Origin of the sequence: Natronococcus pandeyae (assembly GCF_008122205.1) — an archaeon.
In the GTDB taxonomy this organism is placed as follows: Archaea; Halobacteriota; Halobacteria; order Halobacteriales; family Natrialbaceae; genus Natronococcus; species Natronococcus pandeyae.
Map to the genome: position 1 here is coordinate 572,389 of NZ_PHNJ01000001.1, position 20,985 is coordinate 593,373.

At 65.3% G+C, this 20,985-nt stretch carries 22 protein-coding genes; 10 read left to right on the forward strand and 12 right to left on the reverse strand.

Going from position 1 to position 20,985, the window contains the following annotated elements:
* Nucleotides 1-110: 110 nt before the first annotated feature.
* Entirely contained in the window at nt 111-1,457 is a 1,347-nt protein-coding gene (locus CV102_RS02900; RefSeq protein ID WP_233710617.1) for an erythromycin esterase family protein, read from the reverse strand.
* Between the two features lie 194 nt (nt 1,458-1,651).
* On the opposite strand from CV102_RS02900, the gene CV102_RS02905 reads away from it, so the two are divergent.
* From CV102_RS02905 to CV102_RS02915, 3 genes are read left to right on the forward strand one after another with little or no spacing between them, the layout of a single operon-like run.
* Nucleotides 1,652-2,113 carry a MaoC family dehydratase gene (locus tag CV102_RS02905; protein WP_148856336.1) on the forward strand — a complete coding sequence of 154 codons (462 nt, stop codon included), beginning with the start codon at nt 1,652-1,654 and terminating at the stop codon, nt 2,111-2,113.
* 2 nt (nt 2,114-2,115) lie between these two features.
* The gene (locus tag CV102_RS02910; RefSeq protein ID WP_148856337.1) at nt 2,116-2,838 is read left to right on the forward strand and encodes a PH domain-containing protein; all 723 of its coding nucleotides are present in this window, start codon (nt 2,116-2,118) and stop codon (nt 2,836-2,838) included.
* A complete protein-coding gene (locus CV102_RS02915) occupies nt 2,838-3,455 on the forward strand; it encodes a PH domain-containing protein (protein ID WP_148856339.1) in 618 nt (205 codons plus the stop codon). Before CV102_RS02910 ends, CV102_RS02915 begins: the two co-directional genes overlap by 1 nt.
* Before the next feature lie 94 nt (nt 3,456-3,549).
* Here the strand turns inward: CV102_RS02915 and CV102_RS02920 are convergent, their stop codons facing one another.
* Both CV102_RS02920 and CV102_RS02925 read right to left on the reverse strand, forming a co-directional pair.
* A complete protein-coding gene (locus CV102_RS02920; protein ID WP_148856340.1) occupies nt 3,550-3,900 on the reverse strand; it encodes a DUF5658 family protein in 351 nt (116 codons plus the stop codon).
* A gap of 226 nt (nt 3,901-4,126) precedes the next feature.
* A complete protein-coding gene (locus tag CV102_RS02925; protein ID WP_148856342.1) occupies nt 4,127-5,902 on the reverse strand; it encodes an acyl-CoA carboxylase subunit beta in 1,776 nt (591 codons plus the stop codon).
* A 323-nt stretch (nt 5,903-6,225) separates the two neighbouring features.
* On the opposite strand from CV102_RS02925, the gene CV102_RS02930 reads away from it, so the two are divergent.
* Entirely contained in the window at nt 6,226-7,329 is a 1,104-nt protein-coding gene (locus CV102_RS02930; RefSeq protein WP_233710618.1) for a hypothetical protein, read from the forward strand.
* Nucleotides 7,330-7,373: 44 nt separating this feature from the next.
* Nucleotides 7,374-7,616, forward strand: a complete 243-nt coding sequence (locus tag CV102_RS02935) for a hypothetical protein (protein ID WP_148856345.1) — start codon at nt 7,374-7,376, stop codon at nt 7,614-7,616.
* Between the two features lie 108 nt (nt 7,617-7,724).
* Here the strand turns inward: CV102_RS02935 and CV102_RS02940 are convergent, their stop codons facing one another.
* A complete protein-coding gene (locus tag CV102_RS02940) occupies nt 7,725-9,101 on the reverse strand; it encodes an ADP-dependent glucokinase/phosphofructokinase (RefSeq protein ID WP_148856346.1) in 1,377 nt (458 codons plus the stop codon).
* Between the two features lie 103 nt (nt 9,102-9,204).
* On the opposite strand from CV102_RS02940, the gene ppsA reads away from it, so the two are divergent.
* Nucleotides 9,205-11,481 (forward strand): pyruvate, water dikinase, encoded by a 2,277-nt coding sequence (gene ppsA, locus CV102_RS02945; protein ID WP_148856348.1) that lies wholly within the window; start codon nt 9,205-9,207, stop codon nt 11,479-11,481.
* 25 nt (nt 11,482-11,506) lie between these two features.
* On the opposite strand, the gene CV102_RS02950 is transcribed toward ppsA, so the two are convergent.
* From CV102_RS02950 to CV102_RS02960, 3 genes are all read right to left on the reverse strand, one after another.
* Nucleotides 11,507-12,373, reverse strand: coding sequence for a class 1 fructose-bisphosphatase (locus tag CV102_RS02950; protein ID WP_148856351.1), 867 nt, complete (start codon nt 12,371-12,373; stop codon nt 11,507-11,509).
* Nucleotides 12,370-13,158: a class I fructose-bisphosphate aldolase gene (locus CV102_RS02955; protein ID WP_148856353.1), complete on the reverse strand. Its 789-nt coding sequence runs from the start codon at nt 13,156-13,158 to the stop codon at nt 12,370-12,372. Before CV102_RS02955 ends, CV102_RS02950 begins: the two co-directional genes overlap by 4 nt.
* Before the next feature lie 166 nt (nt 13,159-13,324).
* Nucleotides 13,325-13,996 carry a DUF7409 domain-containing protein gene (locus CV102_RS02960; RefSeq protein ID WP_233710619.1) on the reverse strand — a complete coding sequence of 224 codons (672 nt, stop codon included), beginning with the start codon at nt 13,994-13,996 and terminating at the stop codon, nt 13,325-13,327.
* Between the two features lie 146 nt (nt 13,997-14,142).
* On the opposite strand from CV102_RS02960, the gene CV102_RS02965 reads away from it, so the two are divergent.
* Both CV102_RS02965 and CV102_RS02970 read left to right on the forward strand, forming a co-directional pair.
* The gene (locus CV102_RS02965; protein ID WP_148856357.1) at nt 14,143-14,997 is read left to right on the forward strand and encodes a 3-hydroxyacyl-CoA dehydrogenase family protein; all 855 of its coding nucleotides are present in this window, start codon (nt 14,143-14,145) and stop codon (nt 14,995-14,997) included.
* Nucleotides 14,998-15,044: 47 nt separating this feature from the next.
* Complete coding sequence (locus tag CV102_RS02970; protein WP_148856359.1) at nt 15,045-15,497, forward strand: hypothetical protein; 453 nt, start codon at nt 15,045-15,047, stop codon at nt 15,495-15,497.
* Nucleotides 15,498-15,537: 40 nt separating this feature from the next.
* Here the strand turns inward: CV102_RS02970 and CV102_RS02975 are convergent, their stop codons facing one another.
* The gene (locus tag CV102_RS02975; RefSeq protein ID WP_148856361.1) at nt 15,538-16,584 is read right to left on the reverse strand and encodes a phytoene/squalene synthase family protein; all 1,047 of its coding nucleotides are present in this window, start codon (nt 16,582-16,584) and stop codon (nt 15,538-15,540) included.
* Between the two features lie 136 nt (nt 16,585-16,720).
* On the opposite strand from CV102_RS02975, the gene CV102_RS02980 reads away from it, so the two are divergent.
* Nucleotides 16,721-17,866, forward strand: coding sequence for an acyl-CoA dehydrogenase (locus CV102_RS02980; protein WP_148856363.1), 1,146 nt, complete (start codon nt 16,721-16,723; stop codon nt 17,864-17,866).
* Between the two features lie 6 nt (nt 17,867-17,872).
* Here CV102_RS02980 and CV102_RS02985 read toward each other — a convergent pair whose 3' ends face one another.
* The 3 genes from CV102_RS02985 to CV102_RS02995 form a co-directional block, all read right to left on the reverse strand.
* Nucleotides 17,873-18,175, reverse strand: a complete 303-nt coding sequence (locus CV102_RS02985) for a PadR family transcriptional regulator (RefSeq protein ID WP_148856365.1) — start codon at nt 18,173-18,175, stop codon at nt 17,873-17,875.
* 164 nt (nt 18,176-18,339) lie between these two features.
* Entirely contained in the window at nt 18,340-18,561 is a 222-nt protein-coding gene (locus tag CV102_RS02990) for a DUF7130 family rubredoxin-like protein (RefSeq protein WP_148856368.1), read from the reverse strand.
* Nucleotides 18,562-18,697: 136 nt separating this feature from the next.
* Nucleotides 18,698-19,585 carry a DUF3267 domain-containing protein gene (locus tag CV102_RS02995; RefSeq protein ID WP_187432852.1) on the reverse strand — a complete coding sequence of 296 codons (888 nt, stop codon included), beginning with the start codon at nt 19,583-19,585 and terminating at the stop codon, nt 18,698-18,700.
* Nucleotides 19,586-19,699: 114 nt separating this feature from the next.
* On the opposite strand from CV102_RS02995, the gene CV102_RS03000 reads away from it, so the two are divergent.
* Nucleotides 19,700-20,005, forward strand: a complete 306-nt coding sequence (locus CV102_RS03000; RefSeq protein ID WP_148856372.1) for a DUF7111 family protein — start codon at nt 19,700-19,702, stop codon at nt 20,003-20,005.
* Between the two features lie 593 nt (nt 20,006-20,598).
* Here CV102_RS03000 and CV102_RS03005 read toward each other — a convergent pair.
* Nucleotides 20,599-20,928: a DUF7410 domain-containing protein gene (locus CV102_RS03005; protein WP_148856374.1), complete on the reverse strand. Its 330-nt coding sequence runs from the start codon at nt 20,926-20,928 to the stop codon at nt 20,599-20,601.
* Between the last annotated feature and the right edge of the window lie 57 nt (nt 20,929-20,985).

Genomic DNA, 20,985 nt, shown 5'->3' on the forward strand with positions numbered 1-20,985 from the left:
AAGGATGTCTATGCCGAATTATAATCCTTGTCAATCAGATCCGGTTCGTGCAATATTTGCACACCCGATCTCGGTCTGCCCCCGGTCTAACGCTCCGCTTTCGTCGCCGGTTAGAGCCCCCACGGATACGTCTCCGGTGGCGTCTCGCCGCCCTCGATACCCAGCGGGTGGAGCGCTTCGGTCTCGTCGACGTGGACGAACGCGTCGTACCGGTCCGGAAGGACGGTCGGAACGTAGTTGCCGCCCTCGTAGGCGGGATCGTAGACGACGCCGATCGCACGGTGTCCGCGGCGCTCGGCTACGGGATCGACGCTCGCATCGTCCGCGATCCCGTAGCCGCGATCGAACCGCAGAACGGCGTCCTCGAGCCCGGCGCGGTGAAAGACGTCCTCGTGACTCCCCGCTTTCGCTTCGGGGACGGGCATCCGCGCCATCGGTGCGCCCCATTCGTCGCCGGCGACGACGCTCCCGCGGTGGGAGCCGAAGCCGACGACGGCGACGTCGGTGTCGTCCTCGCAGACCTCCTCGCGGGCGAGTTGGCCCAGGTTCAGCTTGCCGCGGTCGATCATGTCGGTCGCACGAGCGTCGCCGACGTGGGTGTTGTGCGCCCAGACGATGCCCGGCCCGTCGTGGAACTCGAGCAACCGTTCCAGGGTCTCGCTCATGTGCCGATCGCGGACGTTCCAGGACGTCTCGTTGCCGCGGGCCATCGCGCGGTAGTAAGACTCGGCGTTCTTCGCGACCAGTGCGTTCTGATCGGCCGCGAAGGACTCCAGTGGGTCGTCGCCGTCGTACTCCGTCGCCGCGACGTCTTCGCGCAGCGTCCGGAGCACCTCGAGCACTTCCTCCTCGCAGTCCTCGGGTACGAGTCGGATCGACTGGGCGTACTCGCGAGCGTCCTCGCCGTACGGTTCGAAGCAGTGGTAGGCGTCTCGCGCGCGGGCCGCGAGGTCGGGGTCGAGGTCTTCGAGGTAGTCGATCACTTCCGCCATCGACTCGTAGAGGCTGTAGACGTCCAGCCCGTAGAAGCCGGCGCGCTCGTCGATCGGGCGGTCCTCGTTGTGCTCGCGGAGCCACTCGAGGAACTCGAGGACCTCCCAGTTGGCCCACATCCACGTCGGCCAGCGCTCGAAGGTCTCGAGGACGTCGCGCGCGCTTTCGGCGCCCGAGCGGCCGGTCACGTACCGCGTCACCTCGAAGCAGTCGGTCCAGTCCCCCTCGACGGCGACGAACGAGAAGTCGTGGTTCGCGAGCAACTCGGCCGACAGCCTGGCCCGCAGGCGGTAATACTCCGAGGTCCCGTGGGAGGCCTCGCCCAGCAGAACGACCTCCGCGTCGGAAACGTCCGCGGCGAGGTCGTCGAATCCCTCCTCGAGCGGCGTCGCGCGCTCCTCGATAGCGGCTGCCGCACGCTCCGGATCGCCGAGATCCGTGGTGTTCACTCGCCGTGCAGTCACGTGACTCACCTGGTCGGTCGTCGATCACGAGCCGTCTTTGGCCTGATCCTTGCGTTCGTCGGGCACGGTCCCTGGTCGCAGTCGCCGGCGCCAGTACTCGTCAGCTACAGTCGCGGATTCCTATCGTGACGAACTGCCGGCAGATCCCTCGGGATTGCGACGCGTTTTTGGTGCGCCTCGTCGACCTGAAACTTATGGTGGGCCTGTACTACGAGGAGTTCGAAGTCGGTGAACCGATCCAACACGAGCGTCGCCGAACGATCTCCGAGAGCGACAATCAACGGTTCTGTGACATGACGATGAATCAGCAGCCGCTCCATCTGGACGAGGAGTTCGCCGCCGAGACGCAGTTCGAGGAACGGCTGGTCAACGGACTCTACACCATGTCGCTCGCGGTGGGGATATCGATCCCGGAAACGACCGACGGGACGATCGTCGCGAATCTCTCCTACGACGACGTCGAGCACCCGAACCCGGTCTTTCACGGTGACACGGTCCGTGTCCAGTCGACGGTGACCGATAAGCGCGAGACCAGCGACGGCGAGCGCGGCATCGTCACCATGCACGTCGAGGTCTTCAACCAGGACGACGACCTCGTCTGCGAGTTCGACCGCACCGTGCTCTCACTGAAACGCGAGCACGCGGAGGACGCCTGACGATGGCGGCCTCGAGGGAGCGAGCCGACGAGCGCGACCTCGAGTGGCTCTCGCTCGACGACGGCGAAGAGATCGTCTGGACCAACGGTCCCGATCGACGGACGCTCATCCCGGCGTTCGCGATCGGGATCCCGCTCTCGATCGTCCTGATCGGGGTGTTCATCATCGTCGGGGAGTACCTCCGCGTGACGAACACCCACTACGTCGTCACGGACAGCGCGGTGTACAAGAAAACCGGCGTCCTCTCTCGGGACGTCAAGCGGATCGAACACGAGAAGGTCCAGGACATCTCCTACAGTCAGTCCGCGCTCGGCGCCTTCTTCGGTTACGGGACCGTCGAACTCACGACCGCGGGCGGCTCCGGTGTCGAAATGGCATTCAAGGCGGTCCCCGACCCGCGAACGGTCCAGCAGCGGATCAGCGAACAGCTCAAACGCCACCGCGATTCGGGTGATTCCGCGGCGAACGGCGACGTACTCGAGGAAATTCTCGCCGAACTGCGGGCGATTCGGTCGGCTGTCGACGGCCCCGTTCCCGACGCGGGCGTCGCGTCCGATTCGGATACAGAGGGCGTGTCCGACTCCCTTCCCGACGGGAGCACCGTTCCTGGTGCGACAGGTGACGACGACCCTGTCCACGACGACGGACGGGACGGTTCTCGTGACCCGAACGCGACGCGCGGCGAGGTCCAGGCGCCACCCGGCGACGGCGACACGTCCCGCTGATGACGACCGACACCGCCGCGCCATCGGACCACCCCCGAGACGGCGCTTCTGGGACGATCGAACGGAGTCTCTCGTGGCTGGCGCTCGAGTCGGACGAGGAGATCCGCTGGCACGGACAGCCGCGGCTCCAGACTGTCTACTCGTGGTTCGCCGTCGCAGTGCTCGGCATGGTTGCCCTCAGCGCCGCCGTCGCCCTCGACGTGCTTTCCGTCCGCGGACTGCTCTGGTTGCCGGTGTTCGCCGTACTCCCACTGTGGCAGTACGCTCGGATCGCGAAGACGGTCTTCGTGATCACGGATCGACGGCTCGCGACCAGACGCGGCGTGCTCGGCGTGACCGTCAACAGCGTCGCGCTCGATCGGATCCAGAACACGACCGTCACGCAGGGCTCGCTCGGCCGACTGATCGGCTACGGGACCGTCGTGATCGAGACGGCGGGCGGGTCGGATCTCGCGTTCTGGAACGTCGACGAACCGCTCGCCGTCCGGGCCGAACTCGAGAGCTCCGCCGATCGTCTCGAAAAGGGGGGCGTTCCCGGAACGCCGGAGCAGTGGCAGTCCGTCCTCGAAGAAGTGCGTGGGTGGCGACGCGCGATAGAGGAGTGCGAGGGTGAGTGAACGTCGGGAACGAACGTGACTCGCAATAAGGACGCGGACTCGCTGCCTTCTACACCAGCCGTCGTCGGTGTCCGAGACCGACTCGGAGCCGCGGTCAGACGACCGTCGAGATCATGTAGATGTTGACGAAGACGGCGATCGTCCACGGGAGGGCGAGGCCCGCCGGAACGATCGCTCGGTACGCGCGGGGGAGCATGGGTCGACAGACGAGTCCGACGCCGATCGCGAGCGCTTTCAGGGCGATCATTCCCGCCAGCCCGTAGCTGTAGATCGCGTTTCGGGCGACCGGGTTCGACTCGGCGAGGCCGAGGTGGAGTCCGACGAACGTCGTGACGATGTCGCCGACCAGCGAGACGCCGACGAGGATCCAGAGGGCGCGCTCGAGTGCAACCGGTGATATCTCGACAGGTAACCATCGGCGGGCGTATGCGCCATCGAAACTCATGAGGCTCCCAACCGGAGTCGAACCGGTTCCGTACCCAGGGGAGCGTGGGCCGATCCACACCCGCCCTTTCAGCACTCGGGGTATTGTTATGGCAGGCATAGAACAGGATAGGCGGCTGTTAAACGGTCGTACGCGGCGGAATTGCGGTAACGAAGGCTGTGCTCGGGAGCGAGAGCGGACGGCGAGCGCGGAGATCCGGCGGCGAAAACGAGAGGGGACCGACCGTCTACAGGATGGTGCCGTGTTTCTTGTCGGGCAGCTCCTTCTCGACGTCCTCGTAGAACGCGAAGCGGGCGGCGAGTTCCTCGCGGAGGGTGCTGGGGGGAACGATCTCGTCGATGACGACCTCGCTGGCCATCCGGTGGACGTCGATGTCCTCACGGTACTCCTCGCGGAGTTCCTGCTCCCGTCGCTCGCGTTCCTCCGGATCGTCGATCTCGGAGAGCTTGCGGGCGTAGACGGCGTTGATCGCCGCTTCGGGGCCCATAATGGCGATCTCGCCCGACGGCAGTCCGATGACGCCCTCCGGATCGTAGGCCGGGCCGCCCATCGCGTAGATTCCCGCGCCGTAGGCCTTGCGGACGACGACCGTCTGTTTCGGCACCGTCGCCGAGGAGGTCGCGTAGATCATCTTCTTGCCCTGCTCTAAGATGCCCTCTTTCTCGACCTGCGAGCCGGCCATGAAGCCGGGGGTGTCACAGAGGTAGAGCAGCGGAATGTTGAACGCGTCCGACTTCCAGATGAACTCCGCGGCCTTCTCGGCGGCGTCGGGGAAGATCGCACCGGCGCGGTGGGCCGGCTGGTTCGCGACGATGCCGACGGGACGACCGTCGATGCGCGCGTAGGCCGTGATGATCTCCTCGCCGTAGTCGGGCCGTAACTCGAAGTACGAGCCCTCGTCGACGACGCGGTCGATGACGTCCGTCATGTCGTAGCCTTTGTTGGGCTCCTGGGGAACGATCGCGTCGATCCCCTCGGGCGAGGCGGCCGGCGGTTTCGTCTCCTGACGGGGCGGGCTCTCGTCGGCGTTGTCCGGCAGGTAGGTGATCAGCTGAGAGACGAGTTCGCGGGCGTGCTCCTCGTCTTTCGCGACCAGGTCCGCGGACCCTGACTCGCGGGCGTGGACGTCAGGACCGCCCAGCTCTTGCATGCTGATGTCCTCGCCGGTGACCATCTGGACCATCCGCGGCGAGGCGATCGCCATCGCGGACATCTCCTCGACCATGATCGTGAAGTCGGCGAACACCGGCGTGTACGCCGCACCGGCGATACAGGGGCCGTAGAGCACGCAGATCTGGGGGACGCGCCCGGAGAGCATCGAGTGGTTGTAGTAGTACTTCCCGATCCCCTCGCGGTTGGCGAAGAAGCCGGTCTGCTGGTCGATCCGCCCGCCCGACGAATCCATCAGGTAGAACACTGGCTGGCCGGTCTTCAGCGCCCGCTGTTGCATCCGGAGGAATTTCTCGACGCCCTTCCCGGCCATGCTCCCGCGCTTGACGGTGTAGTCGTTGGCCATGAAGTGGACGTCTCGTCCCTCGAACTCTGCCGCGCCCGTGATCAGGCCGTCCGCCGGGAGCCGGTCGTCGGTGTCCTCGTCCGTGTCGGCGCCACGCGGGTGCCAGTCGTCGAAGGCTGCGAACTTGCCGTCCTCGAACAGTAGATCGTCGTTCTCGCCGTCGAACCAGAGGTCGAGCCGGTCGCGGACGAACAGTTTCCCCTCCTCGGGCAGTTGCTCTTTGTACTTCTCGGGACCGCCCTCGAGGATGTCCTCGATCTCCTCCCACAGCAACTCCTCGCGTTCGGTCGGGCCGAGATTCTCGCCTCGACTGTCGCCGCTCGCCGAGGGCGTCTCCTCCGGGGCCGAATCGGCCTCGTGGGTAGCGGTCGGTTCGTCCTCGTCACCGACGTACAGTTCGACGGACGCACCGACGTGTTCGGCCAGTGCGGCCGCGATCGCCGATGCTTCCTCGTCGGACGCCCCTGCAGCGATACGAACTTTCATGGCAAATGTTGCGTCGGGGGGCGCTAAAATCGTTTTCCCTCGTCGTCGGTTGGTTCGCTCCTGAATTTCGACTCTCACGACGTCGGTTTCCCTGACTTTCGCCCCGAGAAACGAGCAGCATCTGCAGGCACAACTGGTATCCTCAAATCCGGCTAGTTTCCCAGTAGCAACCGACTCTCTGGGTGTACGTGAAGATTAGCTATGACGGGCCGGAGCAAACGCCGAACGAGTGCAGTCCCACCAGTCCCGTAGGTGTATCTGGAGTGAAGAGAGAACGTTTCGTCCATCAACTCGCGACGATTCGCGACCGAGTGGACGGTGAGATGGACCGCCGCGAATTCGTTCGGACCCTCGCTACCGGCGGGTACGCAGTCGGGATGGCACACCTGCTCGGCGTGGAGGACTTTCTCGCGGCCGACGACGGCGAGGTGCCCGTCGTCACCGCGCTCGTCCGGTCGGATCCGGACGATCCCTGGTCACTCGAGGAACGAACCCGATACGTTCCCGCGGAGTGGTACGCTGCGGTCGAGAAGGCGATCGAACTGAACGACCGTCTCGCCAGGAGCGCGTTTACGGGGTATCTCGGCAGTGCGGTCGTCCCGGGTTCGTACGGCTCCGGGAGTGCGACGGTCTCCATCGGCGTCTCGAAGGACGCCGGCTCGATTCGGGACGCGATCGGCGATCTCGCGGCGGGAGTCTCGCTCGACGTTCAGACGATCGTCGACGTCGAGGAGGTCGAGGACGGCGCCGACTTCTACCAGCCGCGGATGATCGACTCGCTCTCCGACGACCGGGTTCCGGCCGGAGTCGCCTGCGAGACACCCACGAGTCTGGCGACCCTCGGTCCCGCACTGTTCCATCCGGACGAACGACAGCAGTACTTCGTGACGGCCGAGCACGCGTTCGAGGGCGAAACCAACGCCAGCGGCGCCCCGCTCTCGCTGCCGCTCTCGGGGGACGACCCCGTCGAACTGGGTGCGGTCGCGTACGATCATCCGATCGAGGACGTCGTCGCCGTCGAACCCGCCGGCGACCTCGTCCCCTCGACGTGGATCGATGCACCGGAGCCGGCCCAGGTTCGGGGTCAGCTTACCCGCTGGGGACTCGCAGATCTCATCGCTCGAGACGAACGACTCGAGAAGGTCGGCGCGCTGACCGGCCACACGACCGGCCGGGTCCAGGGCTTCGACGCGGTGACCTGCTTCACCGACGAGTTCTGTCGTCGCGGCCAGATCCGCTGGGGCGGCGAGATGGACCTGACCGACGGCGACAGCGGCTCGGTGAGCTACCACCCCGATCCGGAGGGCGACGACGGAGACGTGCTCGTCGCGGGGTTCAACAACGCCCGCACCTGGTGGCCGGGCCAGAGCTACGTCTGGGGCGTTGCCGCTTATCGAATCACCGAACAGTACGGCTACCACTTCTGAGTACGATCGAACCAGCCACGACAGATCCAGACCACCGACAGCTGATGACCGAAGATCACACCACTCGTTCCGCTCGTTCCCGCTCTCCCCTCGTCGCGCTCGCGAGCGCTGGCGGTCGCATCATCGTCGACGCCCTCGTCATCGGTCTCTGGGTGCTGTTTCTGACGCTGCTGTTCCTCTCGACCGGCTGGCCGCGCTGGGCGTTCTACCTCTCGCTCCTGCTCGGCGTCGGACTCTACGTGCAGTTCACCGCCGGCTGGCTAGGATCCTCCGAGAGGGAATCCTGACCGCGGTGAAACGTCCGCCGCAGAGTCACTGGACTCGAGTTCGGCCGAAAATACCCCACGGGTCCACTTCGTCCAGCACGGGACCTTCCCGGAGACACCGTCGAACGCTTAGTCGCGGTCGTTGGCGACGGCCAGTTCCAGTATGAAACTCGAGGACGAGACGATGTCGCCGATGCCGACCGTCCCCGCCGGCTCGTCGACGACGCGGTTCGGGCAGGCGGCGACCGTCGGTTCGCAGAGGGTGCCGTCCTTGGCCTGCCCGCCAACGTGATCTGCCAGCAGTTCGATCGCCTCACGGCCCATTGCCGAGGGCTCGTACTCCAGTCCCGTCTCGAGGTCGTCGGGCGACGAGATGTGTCCGCGAGCGGCCTTGGTCGCGGCGTTGATGGCGGCGAACTCGAGTCCTCGAAGAAGGGCTTCCGGCGAGTGGTACGCCTCCATCACGGCGAGGTGGTACTCCATGGCGTGTAGCTGAATGCAGTCGACGCCGAGTTCGTCGCGTACCGCCTCGAGCATCCGGTAGTGATCGAGTATCTCGTCCGGTTCGAACGGCGTCGCCTCCGACGGGGGCTCCTCCACGGCGTCGATCCCCGCGTCGTCGTGCAGCATGGTCAGTTCGTGCGTATCCGTCCCCACGACGTTCGCCTCCGGCAGGATCCACTCGTACATGCTCTCCCTGAGGTCGTCGTCGTGGGTCACGGCGTACTCGATGTGCACGTCCAGATCGGTCTCCGATCTGAGTCGGCGGATGACGTCCCGCGCGTGGCGATGCGCCGTCTCGTACCCCTCCTCGACGTGGTCGGGCGTGAGGTTGTGATAGCCCGCGAGCAACGCGCCGTCGACGACCTCGCCGACCTGGTCGATCGTCTCGTCGAGGTCGCCGGCAACGAGGTCGAACTCCGGCGGCCTCGAGGCGGCGATGAATCGCGTATCTTCGGTCGCACGCACGCCGAAGAGTTCGTCCCCCTCCCTGAACTCGAACACCCAGTTGATCTTCGTTCGATCCGTGTTGACGGCTTCGGGCAGGGAAACGTAGTCTACCTGTTCGTCCTCGACTACCGGATACCGTACCTCGTCGGGGTGTTCGAACATCGAGAGCTGTCGCTCGGAGACCATGTACGTGTACGTGATCGGCGCCGTCCCCAGTGCGGTGAGCAGGTTGGTCATGATCCCCGCCTGGCCGCCCATCTGCTGGCTGTCGGGTTCCAGTTCTGACTCGAGGGTCATCGCGAACTCGTCGGTCATCGCGATCTCGTCGCCCCGGCCGGCCGCCATCGTGTGCGCAATGGCCGCCGCGAGTTCCCGCTTCGAATCCAGCGGGCTCGGCGGGACGTCCGCCCCGGGATCGGACGGTCGTTCGAGGACCGATTCCAGTTCCTCGTCGACCCGAACGATCGCGTCGACGTTGGCGTTGTACGCGACGAACACCGGAAGATCCTCGAGCGCGGCGATGTCCGCCTCCAGTTGAGCGTGGGTGTCCTGCATGGCACGGCTCTCTCCCAGACGCAGCGGGATAATCCTGGGGTGGCCGTGCCGTCCGTCGCCCCCGCGAACTTATTGCCGCGCTCGTAGTCCGAATGACGGGCCGATGTCACGAGATTCGTTCGTCCGGTGGCTGGAAGAACTGAGCGGCGACGACACGGACGCGGTCGGCGGAAAGAGTGCGAATCTCGGCGAACTCGCCGACCTCGACGTCCCCGTCCTGCCCGGGTTCACGACGACTGCGTCGGCGTACGACTACTACGTCGAGGCGACCGGGATCCACGTGGAGATCGAATCGCAACTCGAGGGGCTGGACGTCGACGACGTCGCTGACCTCCAGCGACGCGGAGAGCGGATCAGGCGCACGATCTCGGAGGCGTCGATGCCGCCGGCACTCGAGTCGACGATCCTCGATCGGTACGCCGAACTCGGTGACGAACTCGGGATCGACGACCCGGAAGTCGCCGTCAGGAGTTCCGCGACCGCCGAGGACCTCCCGGAGGCCTCCTTCGCGGGCCAGCAGGAGACGTTTCTGAACGTCGCCGGCGAGACGGAGCTGCTCGAGTCGATCAAACACTGCTTCGCTTCGCTGTTTACCGACCGGGCGATCGTCTACCGCGAGAACAACGACTTCGATCACTTCGACGTCAAACTCGCCTGTGCAGTCCAGAAGATGGGGCGGGCAGACCTGGCGTCCTCGGGCGTCCTGTTCACGCTCGATCCGGACACCGGGTTCGACGAGGTCGTCACGATCGAGGCGGCCTACGGCTTCGGCGAACCGATCGTCCAGGGCGTCGTCGACCCCGACAGGTACGTCGTCTTCAAGCCGACGACGGGGATCGTCGAGAAGGAACTCGGCGGGAAGTCCCAGCGGATGGTCCGGCGAAACGGTGGCACCAAACTCGAGTCGGTCCCCGAAGCGGAACGGGAACAGTTCGCGCTTTCGGACGACCGGATCACGGAGCTGGCGACGTACGCGACCCGGATCGAGGAGCACTTCGGGACGTCACAGGACGTCGAGTGGCTGATCGACGGCGACCTCGACGAGCTGTTCGTCGTCCAGGCCAGACCCGAGACGGTCCACGGGTCGGCCGAGGGGAACGTCCTCCGCACGTACAGTCTCGAGGAGACCGACGAGCCACTGCTCGAGGGCGTCGCGATCGGAAACGCGATCGCGGGCGGGGCCGTCCACGTCCTCTCCGACCACCGGGAGATGGATCAGGTCGAGGAGGGTGACGTTCTCGTCACCGAGATGACCGACCCCGACTGGGTGCCGGTTATGAAGCGAGCGAGCGCCATCGTCACCGACAGGGGTGGCAAGACCTCACACGCCGCGATCGTCTCCCGGGAGCTGGGCATCCCCGCGATCGTTCGCACCGGGACGGCGACCGACTCGCTGTCGAACGGGGACGCCGTAACGGTCGACTGTTCGACCGATACCGGACGGGTATACGCGGGCGAACTCGAGTTCGACGTCACCGAAGAGGTCGTCGACGACCTCCCCGAGACCGATACCGACGTCAGGCTGATCCTCGGCGATCCCGGCCGGGCGTTCGCCCTCGCGGATCTGCCGGTCGACGGCGTCGGTCTCGCACGCGAGGAGTTCATCGTCACCTCCCACGTCGGCTCCCACCCGCTCGAGTTGCTCGACCGCGGCGAGGAGGAGCAGTTCATCGATGCCCTTCGAACGGGAATCGCGAAGATCGGCGCCGCGTTCTATCCCGACGAGGTCCTCTTCCGGCTCAGCGACTTCAAGACCGACGAGTATCGCAACCTCGAGGGCGGCTGGAAGTACGAACCCGACGAGGCGAACCCGATGATCGGCTGGCGCGGAGCCTCCCGGTACTACGACGAGGAGTTCCGGGAGGCGTTCCGTCTCGAGTGCGAGGCGCTCCGCCGCGTTCGCGACGACGTCGGACTGGAGAACGTGACCGTGATGATCCCGTTCTGTCGCACCCCCGAGGAGGGCGAGCGGGTCCTCGAACTGATGGACGAGTTCGGCCTGTCCCGCGACGACATGGACGTCTACGTGATGGCCGAACTGCCTGCGAACGTCGTCCTCGCGGATCGGTTCGCCGAACTGTTCGACGGCTTCTCGATCGGTTCGAACGACCTCACGCAGTTGACCCTCGGCGTGGATCGCAACTCCGAGCAACTCGCGTCGCTGTTCGACGAAACCAACGATGCGGTGACGCGATCGATCAGCGAGGTGATCGAGGAGGCCCACCGCCACGATCGGCCGGTCGGGATCTGTGGCGACGCTCCCTCGACGATCGATGGGTACACCGAGTTCCTGCTCGAGGCCGGAATCGACTCGATCTCGGTCTCGCCGGACGTCGCCGTCGAGACGCTCCTGACCGTCGCGGAGCTAGAGTCCTCCTGAGCGCGAAAAAGACGGTCGAACGCGTTTACTCGAGGGCGTCCTCGAGGCGCTCGATCAGTTCGTCGTTGCCGACGTGGAGCGGCACTCGGTCGTGGAGGTCGTCCGGTTCGACCTCGAGGATCGATCGGGTGCCGTCCGAAGAGCTGCCGCCGGCGGTCTCGATGAGGTACGCGATCGGGTTCCCCTCGAACTGCAGGCGGAGTTTGCCGCGGGGGGCGTCCTCGAGGGCGGGGTAGGCGAAGATCCCGCCGTAGGTGAGCACCTGGTTGACGTCGCCGATCATCGCGCCGCCGTAGCGGAGCTTGTGGCTCGAATCGGATTCGATCTCGCGGACGTAGGCCTCGAACTCGTCCAACCAGTCGGGGACGCGCCCGCCGAAGCCGTAGACGAGGGGATCCTCGGGAATGGTGACGTCGTCGTCGACGAGGGTGCGCTCGTCGCTCGAGAGTTCGTACTTCTTGACTGTCCCGTCGCGGGCACAGGCCATCGTCGTGATCGGACCGTAGAGGATCCAGCCCGAGGCGACGAGGGCGGTTCCTGGCGCCGGCAGTGGCTCGTCGTAGACGCCGAACACCGTCCCCATCGTGTTGTTCGACTTGAGATTCGAGGAGCCGTCGAGGGGGTCGACACCGATCGAAAGGCCGTCGTCGCCGCAGTCGATCGTCTCGAGGCGCTCCTCACTGGCGTACTGGCGGACACCGTCGATCGACGAGAGCCGATCTGCGAGCAGGTCGTCGGCCCAGACATCGGCTTCGGCCTGGGTCTCGCCGCTGGGGTTCTCCTCGTCGGCGTCCTCGCGCCGGCCGACGAGCCCCTGTCTGATCTCCGTCGCAGACCCGGCAATCGTCTCGATCACCTCGTCAACCACGCGATCGGTGTCGCGTCCGGTCATTCCTCGAGTGCGGCGTCTGCGGTCTCCTCCTCGAAGATGACTCGCTCGAGGGCGTCGAGGATTCGCGTGGGGTTCTCGCGCTGCCAGACGTTACGTCCGACGGCCAGTCCCTTCGCGCCGGCGTTGACGGCGGACTCGACCGTCGAGAGGAACTCGTAGTCCGAGGTCTTCGAGCCCCCGCTCATCACGACCTTCATGTCGCCGGCGGCCCTGCAGGCGTGTTCCATCGCGTCGGGATCGCCGGGGTACTTGACCTTCGCGATGTCGGCACCGAGCTCGAGGCCGAGCCGGGTCGCGTAGGAGATGACCTCCGGCTTGGTGTCGTTCTTGAGCCCCTGTCCACGCGGGTACGACCACATGACGACGGGGAGGTCGTGCTCGCGAGCGTCCTCCTGGACGTCCCGGAACTCCTCGGCCATCTCGACCTCGTGGTTCGAGCCGCCGTAGAGAGTAAAACCGACGGCGTCGGCGCCGAGTTCGGCCGCGTAGTCGACCGAACAGTTGACCGCCGAGTCGTACTCGCCCATCCAGAGGTTCGAGGTCCCGTTGACCTTCAACAGCAGGTTCACGTCGTCCTCGTAGCTGGGGTAGTACCCCTCTGCGATCCCCTTCTGGACGGCCATACAGGTGACGGCATCGTGGGTCGCCGTCTCGAAAACGGTTGACGGGTCGAGCTTCTCCGGGACGTCCTCGAAGTCGACCGGCCCATGTTCGAGGCCGTGGTCCATCGCGAGAATCAGTGACTTACCATCGCGTACGATCGGAGAGTCGTCGATCGGAAGCATCTGATAGATGGTCCAACAAGCCAGTATAAATCTCTGGTGGTCTACCCGATTTAAATTACTTACAGCCGTAGTAATACACGGTCGAACACGACAATTGTTCGCCGCAGTAGGAAAATCTGAAATAGTTTGAAATTGCTCCGGTAACCTCCCGAGAACGCGAACCGAACTACTCGACGAGTTCACGCGCGTTGTAGCGCCAGGTTCGAACGTGCAATACGTCGAACTCGAGCAGGTTCGCGACCGTCGCGGCGTCGATCGTCGCCAGACACTCGGCCGAGACGATCCCGGCGTCGGCCAGCGTGTCGGCGTCGTCGGCGCTGACGCCGGTAACGGCGGTGACCGGCGTCGGCTTCGGCCACGGCCGCTCGTCGGGACCGTCGTCCCGTGCCGTGATTGGGTCGGCGTGGTCGTACTCGAACGTCTTCCAGTCTTCGTCCCCGCTCACGGAGATCCACTCGCGCTCGGCGTCGCCGAGTCCGCGGACCTCGCTCGATCGACGGTCGAGATCGGCGTCGCTCTCGAACGACCAGGGCAGTGAGAACCGGCGGCGAAGCGCGGTCGCGACCGTCTCGTCGACTCCCGCGTCCAGCAGCATGCGGTAAGAGTACTCCTTGTCTGCGACGGCCCCGGGGTCGACCTCGGCCGACGTAAGCGCCGCCCGCTCGACGTCGTCGATCCTCGAGTCCGCGTCCGACTCGATCGATGGCCCGGTCGCACCGCTGAACAGCGATTCGATGGCCGCCTCGAGCGGCGACTGATCGTCCGCTTCGACGGCGACGCGTTGTTCGGCCTCTGCAGTGTCCGTTTCCAGTTCGCTCACGACGCACTCGTTGCTCACACGACTCACCGGCTATCCGTATCTCACACGCGCCCATCTTGAATATTGTCACTCGTTGAGAGGATGGGAAACGTTCTTCAGACTGACCTGTTCGAGACCGAACACCCATCGGCATATTTACGGGAGCGATCGGAGAACTCGACCGTATGGTACGGGACCAGATCGATCGAATCGGCGTCGTCGGCGCAGGGACGATGGGCAGTGGAATCGCACAGGTCGCCGCCACCCACGGCTACGACGTCGTGCTCCGTGATATCGAACAGGAGTTCGTCGAGAACGGGTTCGACACCATCGACGACAGTCTCGGTCGACTCGAGAATCGCGACGCGCTCGAGGAGGATCCAGAGAGGATCCGCGATCGGATCGACGGAACGACGGCTATCGACGAGCTTGCGGACTGCGATCTCGTCGTGGAGGCCGCACTCGAGGAAATGGACGTCAAGCGGGAGATCTTTGCGGACCTGGAGCGTGCCTGTGGGGAGGACGTGGTGCTCGCGACGAACACGAGCACGCTCTCGATCACCTCGATCGCCTCGGACCTCGAGCGTCCCGAGCGCGTAATCGGCCTGCACTTTATGAACCCCGTGCCGATCATGGAGGGCGTCGAAGTCGTCGTCGGGGAGAAGACGACCGACGACGTGACGAAACTGGCCCACGAGATCGCCGAAGACCTCGAGAAGACGACCTGGGAGTCCGACGACAAGCCCGGCTTCGTCACGAACCGAATCCTGATGCCCTGGATCAACGAGGGAATCCGGGCGTACGACGAGGGCGTCGCGACGAAGGAGGATATCGACGCAGGGATGGAACTCGGAACGAACGTGCCGATGGGTCCCCTCACCCTGGCGGACCACATTGGTCTCGACATCTGTCTGCACGCCTCCGAGACCCTTCACGAGGAACTCGGCGACCGCTACAAGCCGGCGTACCTCCTCAAACGAAAGGTCGAAGCGGGCGACCTCGGCAAGAAGACCGGCGAGGGATTCTACGAGTACGACTGATCGTCTCGCTCGGCACTTTTTTATCAACGGAAGTGAACCTACGGTCGATGCCCTCCGGATATAGCCGCCGCCAACTCGTTGGTACGGCACTCGGCGGTGCCGGTGCCGTGCTCGCGGGGGGATACACGTGGAACCAGTACGCGACGCGACGGCACCTCCGGTTTCGCCCGCTCGAGGCCGTCAACGAGTCGGCCGACGCTATCACGCTCGAGATCACCGTCGAACGCGAGGGGTTCGAATCGCCGCGAACGGTCCTGCTGGAACCCGTCGGTAACGAAGGTGATGACGACAGGAGCCGGTTGCCGGGTCGCTGGACGAAACACGCGGACGAGTGGACGATTCGGGCGGAACACGGCGAGCAGCGCCTCGAACTCGAGGCCGCGGTGATCACCGACCGCCTCGAGGGCGCCGGGTGGGGGCCAGACTGTGCGCACGTCACGATCGTCGTCACGGCGACCGGTGACCTCGAGAGTCGGATCGCGCCCTCGGAGACGTGTTGAGGTCGCGGGAACGGTGGTGTCGACGCTACGGTTTCAGGTGTTAGTGGTGTAGCGGCTTCTCGGATATCTCGCGGCGGAGGTCCCGAAGGTGCGACCGGGAGACGCCGTCCTCGAACTGCTGGATGACGGCGAACACTTCCGCACGGGAGATCTTCACGTCGCCCTCACGAACGACGTCTTCGGGCCGCTCGCGGAGTTCGCGCATCGTCCCGACGGCGAGCAGGTACGGAATTGCCCACGCCGAGAGCCGGTTGCCGTGGCGCTCGGGGACGACCTCGAGATACCGGTGAGCGTCGTCGAGGTAGTTCTCTGCGCGACCGGTGACCCGCCGGATGACGTTGGTGACGCCGCTCTGGTTGGCTTCCGCGGTCACCGCCTCGACGTCGACGTTCTCCTCGGCGAGCCACTCCGCGGGGAGGTAGACGTTGTTCTCCTCGTGGTAGTCGCTCTCGACGTCCTTGGCGATGTTGACCAGCTGTAAGAGGAGGGCGAACGAGCGGGCGTTCTGGCGCATCTCTTCGGCCCGGTCGGGTGAGGCGCTGCGAGCGACCAGCCCGGTGATGAGCGTCCCGACGGTGCCGGCGGCGTACCAGCAGTACTCCTCGAGTTCCTCGAGGGTCTGGAGGCGTAGCCCGCCCTCGTCGGCGTAGCGATCGGTAAACATCGCCATCCCGTCGACGAGTTCGCGGACGGGATCGCGCATGATCTCCCGGGGTTCCTCGTCGAGGGACTCGAACGTCCGCAGGACGCGCGGCGTCTCCGCGACCACTGTCCAGTCCTCGTCCGGATCGGCGGGGATCCAGGGTTCGACGTCGTCCATGAACGCGTCGGCCTCGAACGGATCGTCCGGATCGAGGAGGCGATCGTACGCGGTCAACAGCTCGGTCTGTGCTTCCGGCGGAATGTGGCCTGCGTCCTCGATCGTGTCCGCGACCCGACAGAGGAGATAGCCAAGACAGATATGCCTCGACATCGGTTCTTCGAGCCGATCGATAGTGATCGAGAAGGTCCGCGAGACCCCATGAACCGCCTCGTAACACCACTCGAGGTCGGCGTCGATGTCTGTTTCGGGCTGGCCCGTTGTCATCTACTCGATATCGTTTCGTCCCCATCCCGGAAAAACACCGCGGTCGCGGCGGGATGTTCCGATCGACGAGTGGTACGCGAAAAAACGGGAATTCCGTTGCAATAACAATAAAGAACCGAGCGACGAATAGCGCGGTATGGAGTTCACACTCTCGGCCGAGCAACAGCAGATCCGGGACATGGTTTCCGAGTTCGTCGACGAGGAGGTCGTCCCCGTCGCGAGCGAGATCGATCACGACGACGAGTTCCCCCGCGACCTCGTCGACGAGATGGGTGAGCTGGGACTGATGGGGATGCCCTTCCCCGAGGAGTACGGCGGCGCAGGACTGGACTACCACTCCTACGCGATCGGACTCGAGGAGATCTCGCGCGGTTCCGGCGGCCTTGGAACGGTCGTTGCCGCCCACACCTCGCTCGCGGGTAACATGCTCTACGAGTTCGGCGACGACGACCAGAAGGAAACGTACCTGACGCCGCTGGCGGAGGGAACCGACGTCGGCGCGTTCGCCCTCTCGGAGGCGGGCGCGGGAAGCGACGTTCCGGCGATGGAGACGACCGCAGAACGGGACGACGGCGAGTACGTCCTGAACGGCGGAAAGCTCTGGATCTCGAACGGTTCCGTCGCGGAGACGGTCACCGTCTTCGCGAAGACGGATCCCGAGGCGGGCAACAAGGGAATCTCCTCGTTCGTCGTCCGGCCCGAGGAGGACGACGGTTTCTACGTCGAAGGCACGGAGGAGAAACTCGGCGACAAGGGCTGTCCCACGGCGGAACTCCGGTTCGACGACCTCCGGATCCCCGAGGATCGCCTGCTCGGTGAGGAGGGCGAGGGATTCGTGCAGGCACTGAAGACGCTAAACGGCGGCCGCATCACCATCGCGGCTCGCGGCGTCGGCATCGCCCGCGCGGCCCTCGACGAGGCCCGCGACTACGCCAACGAGCGCGAGCAGTTCGACCAGCCGATCGGCGAGTTCCAGGCGATCAAACACAAGCTGGCGGATATGGATACGAAGATCCAGGCCGCGAAGCTGCTGATGCACAAGGCTGCCGACAAAAAGATCCGCGGCGAGGACTACATCAAGGCCTCGGCCCAGGCGAAGCTCTACGCCTCCGAGGTGAGCCGCGAGGTCGCAAACGAGGGGATCCAGATCCACGGCGGCTACGGCTACACCAAGGACTTCCCCGCCGAGCGGTTCTACCGCGACGCCAAACTCAACGAGATTTACGAGGGGACCAGCGAGGTGCTGCGGAACACGATCGGCGAGCAGGTTCTCGACGAGTAGGGAAACTCACTCGGTTTCCTCGCCGGCTTCGGCCGCCTCGAGACACTCTCGGACCCACGCTCCGTGCTCGCGCACCCCCCGTTCCCCGGCCTCCGTGAGCGCGTAGACGTCGTGAATCCCTTCGGTTCGCTTCTCGACGAATCCCGCGTCGACCAGTGCCGAGAGCGAGCCGTAGAACGATTTCGGCTCGAGTCGGTCGTCGTAGTGGGACTCGAGACGGGACTTGAGTTGCTGGCTGCGCATCTCGCCGTTGGCCGCGAGCAGGAAACAGAGATCCCGGCGACGGCCGCTCTGGAGCCACTTGGACATGCGTGGTACTCGTTCGGGCGCTCGCTCGAACGTTACGGTTCCGGGTGATCGAACGATCCGAACACGGCGTCCACCTCGAGCCGGACGAAAAATCGGTCGTAGCGCGGTCGGTCGGCAGATCACCGGGGACGCTGGGGAGTCGCTCCCGGTCACCGCGATGGTGGTTAATCTTCCTCCCAGTAGTACAGTTCCTCTTTCGGGGCCGAACAGTTCGAGCACTCCTCGGGTAGGTCGTCGCGGAAGCGCCCCATTTCGCCGCACTCCCCACACCGCCACATGACGTGGCCCTGGGCCGCGGGCTCCCGCGGTTCGCCGATCGGAATCTCGGTCTCCTCCTTGTTGTCGGGTTTCTCGTCGGTGTACTGGCCGTCGTTTTCGAAACTCATCGCGGATCTAGCTACGGCATTTGGTATGATAAACCACACCACCACCCGTCGCGTGCTCGATCGATCTCGAGGGCCTGTGACGGTCGGGCCAACTCGAGGCCTTCGTTCGAGACGCCGAGAAAGCGCGTTCGGGCGCCTATCGGGACCGCCACGCCATCGTGAGGACCGCCCAGGCGACGCCGCCGGTGAGCGCCAGCGCGGCGAGCACGCGGCCGCCGATCTCGATCGCGGCGGTCCCGTCGGGGCGAAGTTCGTGGCGCAGGACCGTCCAGCCGTTGGGATCGACGACGAGGCTTCCGCTCCCGAACGCGAGCGACTGGAAGACGAGGCCGACCAGGACCGTCGTACTCACCGCGAGAGTGCCGACGGCGCCGGTGACGGCCGTCGCGAGGATCGTGGCACCCGGCAGTCGCTCGACGGTCGTCCCAGCCGGGCTGTAGACGGCGAACCCCTGGGCGCCCGGTTGTGGGTGTCCGCTAACGCGGACGTCGGCCCGGTACTGACAGAGGACGCCTGCCATCCAGAGGTCGCCGATCGAGCCGGCGGCGTTGGCCGCGAGCGGGACGATCAGTAGCGGGGACGGATAGATCGCCATCGCGAGGAGTCCGACGACGGAGATGATCGTGAACGGAGCCAGGAGCACGACGAGCAGCTGATTGCGGGTGTAGCTCGCGTTTCGAGTCTGGGCGTAGGCGTACGGCAGCACGAAGTGGGAGACGCCGACGCCGTAGGACGGCGAGTCGGCGTAGCGCGCCATGAACGCCCCGTGAAGGAGTTCGTGGGGAACGACCACGAGGACGAGCAGTCCTCCCGCGGCGAGCAGCCAGAGACCGCTGCCCGGCAGTGCCGTGCCCGTGACGACGATCGGCTCGAGCGACGTCCCGCGAATCGCGGCGAGGACGAACGCGAAGCAGTAGGCGAACGCGAAGAACCCGACGACCGAGGTGAGCACCCACTGGATCGCGACCGACTGTGTGAGCCGAAACGTCGCGATTGGGTCACCGGAATCGGACGTATCTGGCACCGAGACTGGCACGGTTCCTACTCTCGAGGGTACTGAAAAATGGGTGTCGGTGTTCGCCCGCGGCGGCCGGCGGAAACCGACAGCTTCCCGGTGGTCGGTTCCGGAGTGTCGGGCATGACCGACGGCGATCGAACTGCCGAAGCTAGCGGAATCAGGGCCAGCTACGACGAGACCGAAACCGAGCGTCGCCTCTCGTTCGAGGTGACCGACGCGAGCGCGGGCGGGCGGACCGGCGAAACCGCCGCCATCGCCCAGAACCTCGAGGGGTACGCGATGTTGAAGGTGCGGCCGACGGCCGACGGCGACGAACTCGAGCGCTACTACGGCTTCGACATGGCGCTCGATCACGTCGGAGAGTTGCTCGGCGTTTCGCCCCACGACCTGCCGATTCCGGACGCGGCCGCGGACATGGGGATGTGATCGGTACCGACTCGTCGAACTCTTCTATTATTGGCCCCCCATCACGTACAGGCGAACTACGTCTCGTTTTGAGGCGGCCACCCCTCGCTGCGGTGGCGCGCGCTGTCGATTGGGTTCGAGCGAAGCGAGGTGCGAGCGTGCGAGCACCTCGAAAAACGAGCGGTGACCGGCAGGAACCGCGAGTACAGCGAGACCCGATCGACGATACTGTGCGAGGTCTTCGCGAGTAGCGCGGGACCGCCGGTCCCGCGTACCGTGCGAACGGACGCGTCGCGTCCGTGAGCAGACCGTGCGAGCGAACGGCTCGGAAGACGCGCCGCGGAGAGGCGAACGGCCGCTGGCCGTTCGCCCGTCAGCGAGTGAACGAATCGGCTGGGGAGGGTGTGGCCATCCCACGTGTTCGTGCGGGAACGATACGTACTCTCGATGACCAGTACTCTCGATGACCAGTACTCTCGACGACTACTCCGAAAGTCCCTGGCCCCTTTCAGTCCCACCCAGCGGTGGTCCATCAGGACTACAGTCTCGATGCCGGACGTTCCATTCCTCCCTTGGCGAGGCACCCTCTCCGAACCACGTTTCGAGAAGATCGCTCAGGTGACAAACGCGTACAGAAACAACATTACGAAGTAGACCAGAATCAGCGTTCCGAGCGCGTAGAGCCGGAACCGCCGGATTTCTGCGCCCTCCTCGACGTAGGCGCGCTCGAAGGCGGCTCGCTCGCGCTCGGAGAGACGATCCGGGTGCTCGAGCCCGCAGTGTAACGTCCGCAGCCGCCGCTCGTGGAACGGCTGTCCGCAGTAGGGACAGCGGACGGGCGACTCGTCGCCGCGAATCGACACGGTCGGCGGGCCGGCGGCGTCAGCTGCGTCACTGCGCTCGCCCGACTCCGCGTTCGGGGCCTCGGTGTCGAATCCAGCCACGGTAGGCCGACCTACGTCGTCACGGACAGTAGATGTTCGGCTCCACCGTCCGTAGAC

Excerpts from the sequence above, each read along its gene's own strand:
- CV102_RS02985 (WP_148856365.1), bottom strand. The coding sequence starts at position 18,175 with ATGTCCAAGTGGCTCCAGAGCGGCCGTCGCCGGGATCTCTGTTTCCTG.
- CV102_RS02980 (WP_148856363.1), top strand. The coding sequence starts at position 16,721 with ATGGAGTTCACACTCTCGGCCGAGCAACAGCAGATCCGGGACATGGTT.
- CV102_RS02950 (WP_148856351.1), bottom strand. The coding sequence starts at position 12,373 with ATGACCGGACGCGACACCGATCGCGTGGTTGACGAGGTGATCGAGACG.
- CV102_RS02955 (WP_148856353.1), bottom strand. The coding sequence starts at position 13,158 with ATGCTTCCGATCGACGACTCTCCGATCGTACGCGATGGTAAGTCACTG.
- CV102_RS02930 (WP_233710618.1), top strand. The coding sequence starts at position 6,226 with ATGGACCGCCGCGAATTCGTTCGGACCCTCGCTACCGGCGGGTACGCA.
- CV102_RS02925 (WP_148856342.1), bottom strand. The coding sequence starts at position 5,902 with ATGAAAGTTCGTATCGCTGCAGGGGCGTCCGACGAGGAAGCATCGGCG.
- CV102_RS02905 (WP_148856336.1), top strand. The coding sequence starts at position 1,652 with ATGGTGGGCCTGTACTACGAGGAGTTCGAAGTCGGTGAACCGATCCAA.
- CV102_RS02975 (WP_148856361.1), bottom strand. The coding sequence starts at position 16,584 with ATGACAACGGGCCAGCCCGAAACAGACATCGACGCCGACCTCGAGTGG.
- CV102_RS02920 (WP_148856340.1), bottom strand. The coding sequence starts at position 3,900 with ATGAGTTTCGATGGCGCATACGCCCGCCGATGGTTACCTGTCGAGATA.
- CV102_RS02990 (WP_148856368.1), bottom strand. The coding sequence starts at position 18,561 with ATGAGTTTCGAAAACGACGGCCAGTACACCGACGAGAAACCCGACAAC.
- CV102_RS02935 (WP_148856345.1), top strand. The coding sequence starts at position 7,374 with ATGACCGAAGATCACACCACTCGTTCCGCTCGTTCCCGCTCTCCCCTC.
- CV102_RS02915 (WP_148856339.1), top strand. The coding sequence starts at position 2,838 with ATGACGACCGACACCGCCGCGCCATCGGACCACCCCCGAGACGGCGCT.
- CV102_RS02910 (WP_148856337.1), top strand. The coding sequence starts at position 2,116 with ATGGCGGCCTCGAGGGAGCGAGCCGACGAGCGCGACCTCGAGTGGCTC.
- CV102_RS02970 (WP_148856359.1), top strand. The coding sequence starts at position 15,045 with ATGCCCTCCGGATATAGCCGCCGCCAACTCGTTGGTACGGCACTCGGC.
- CV102_RS03000 (WP_148856372.1), top strand. The coding sequence starts at position 19,700 with ATGACCGACGGCGATCGAACTGCCGAAGCTAGCGGAATCAGGGCCAGC.
- ppsA (WP_148856348.1), top strand. The coding sequence starts at position 9,205 with ATGTCACGAGATTCGTTCGTCCGGTGGCTGGAAGAACTGAGCGGCGAC.
- CV102_RS02940 (WP_148856346.1), bottom strand. The coding sequence starts at position 9,101 with ATGCAGGACACCCACGCTCAACTGGAGGCGGACATCGCCGCGCTCGAG.
- CV102_RS02965 (WP_148856357.1), top strand. The coding sequence starts at position 14,143 with ATGGTACGGGACCAGATCGATCGAATCGGCGTCGTCGGCGCAGGGACG.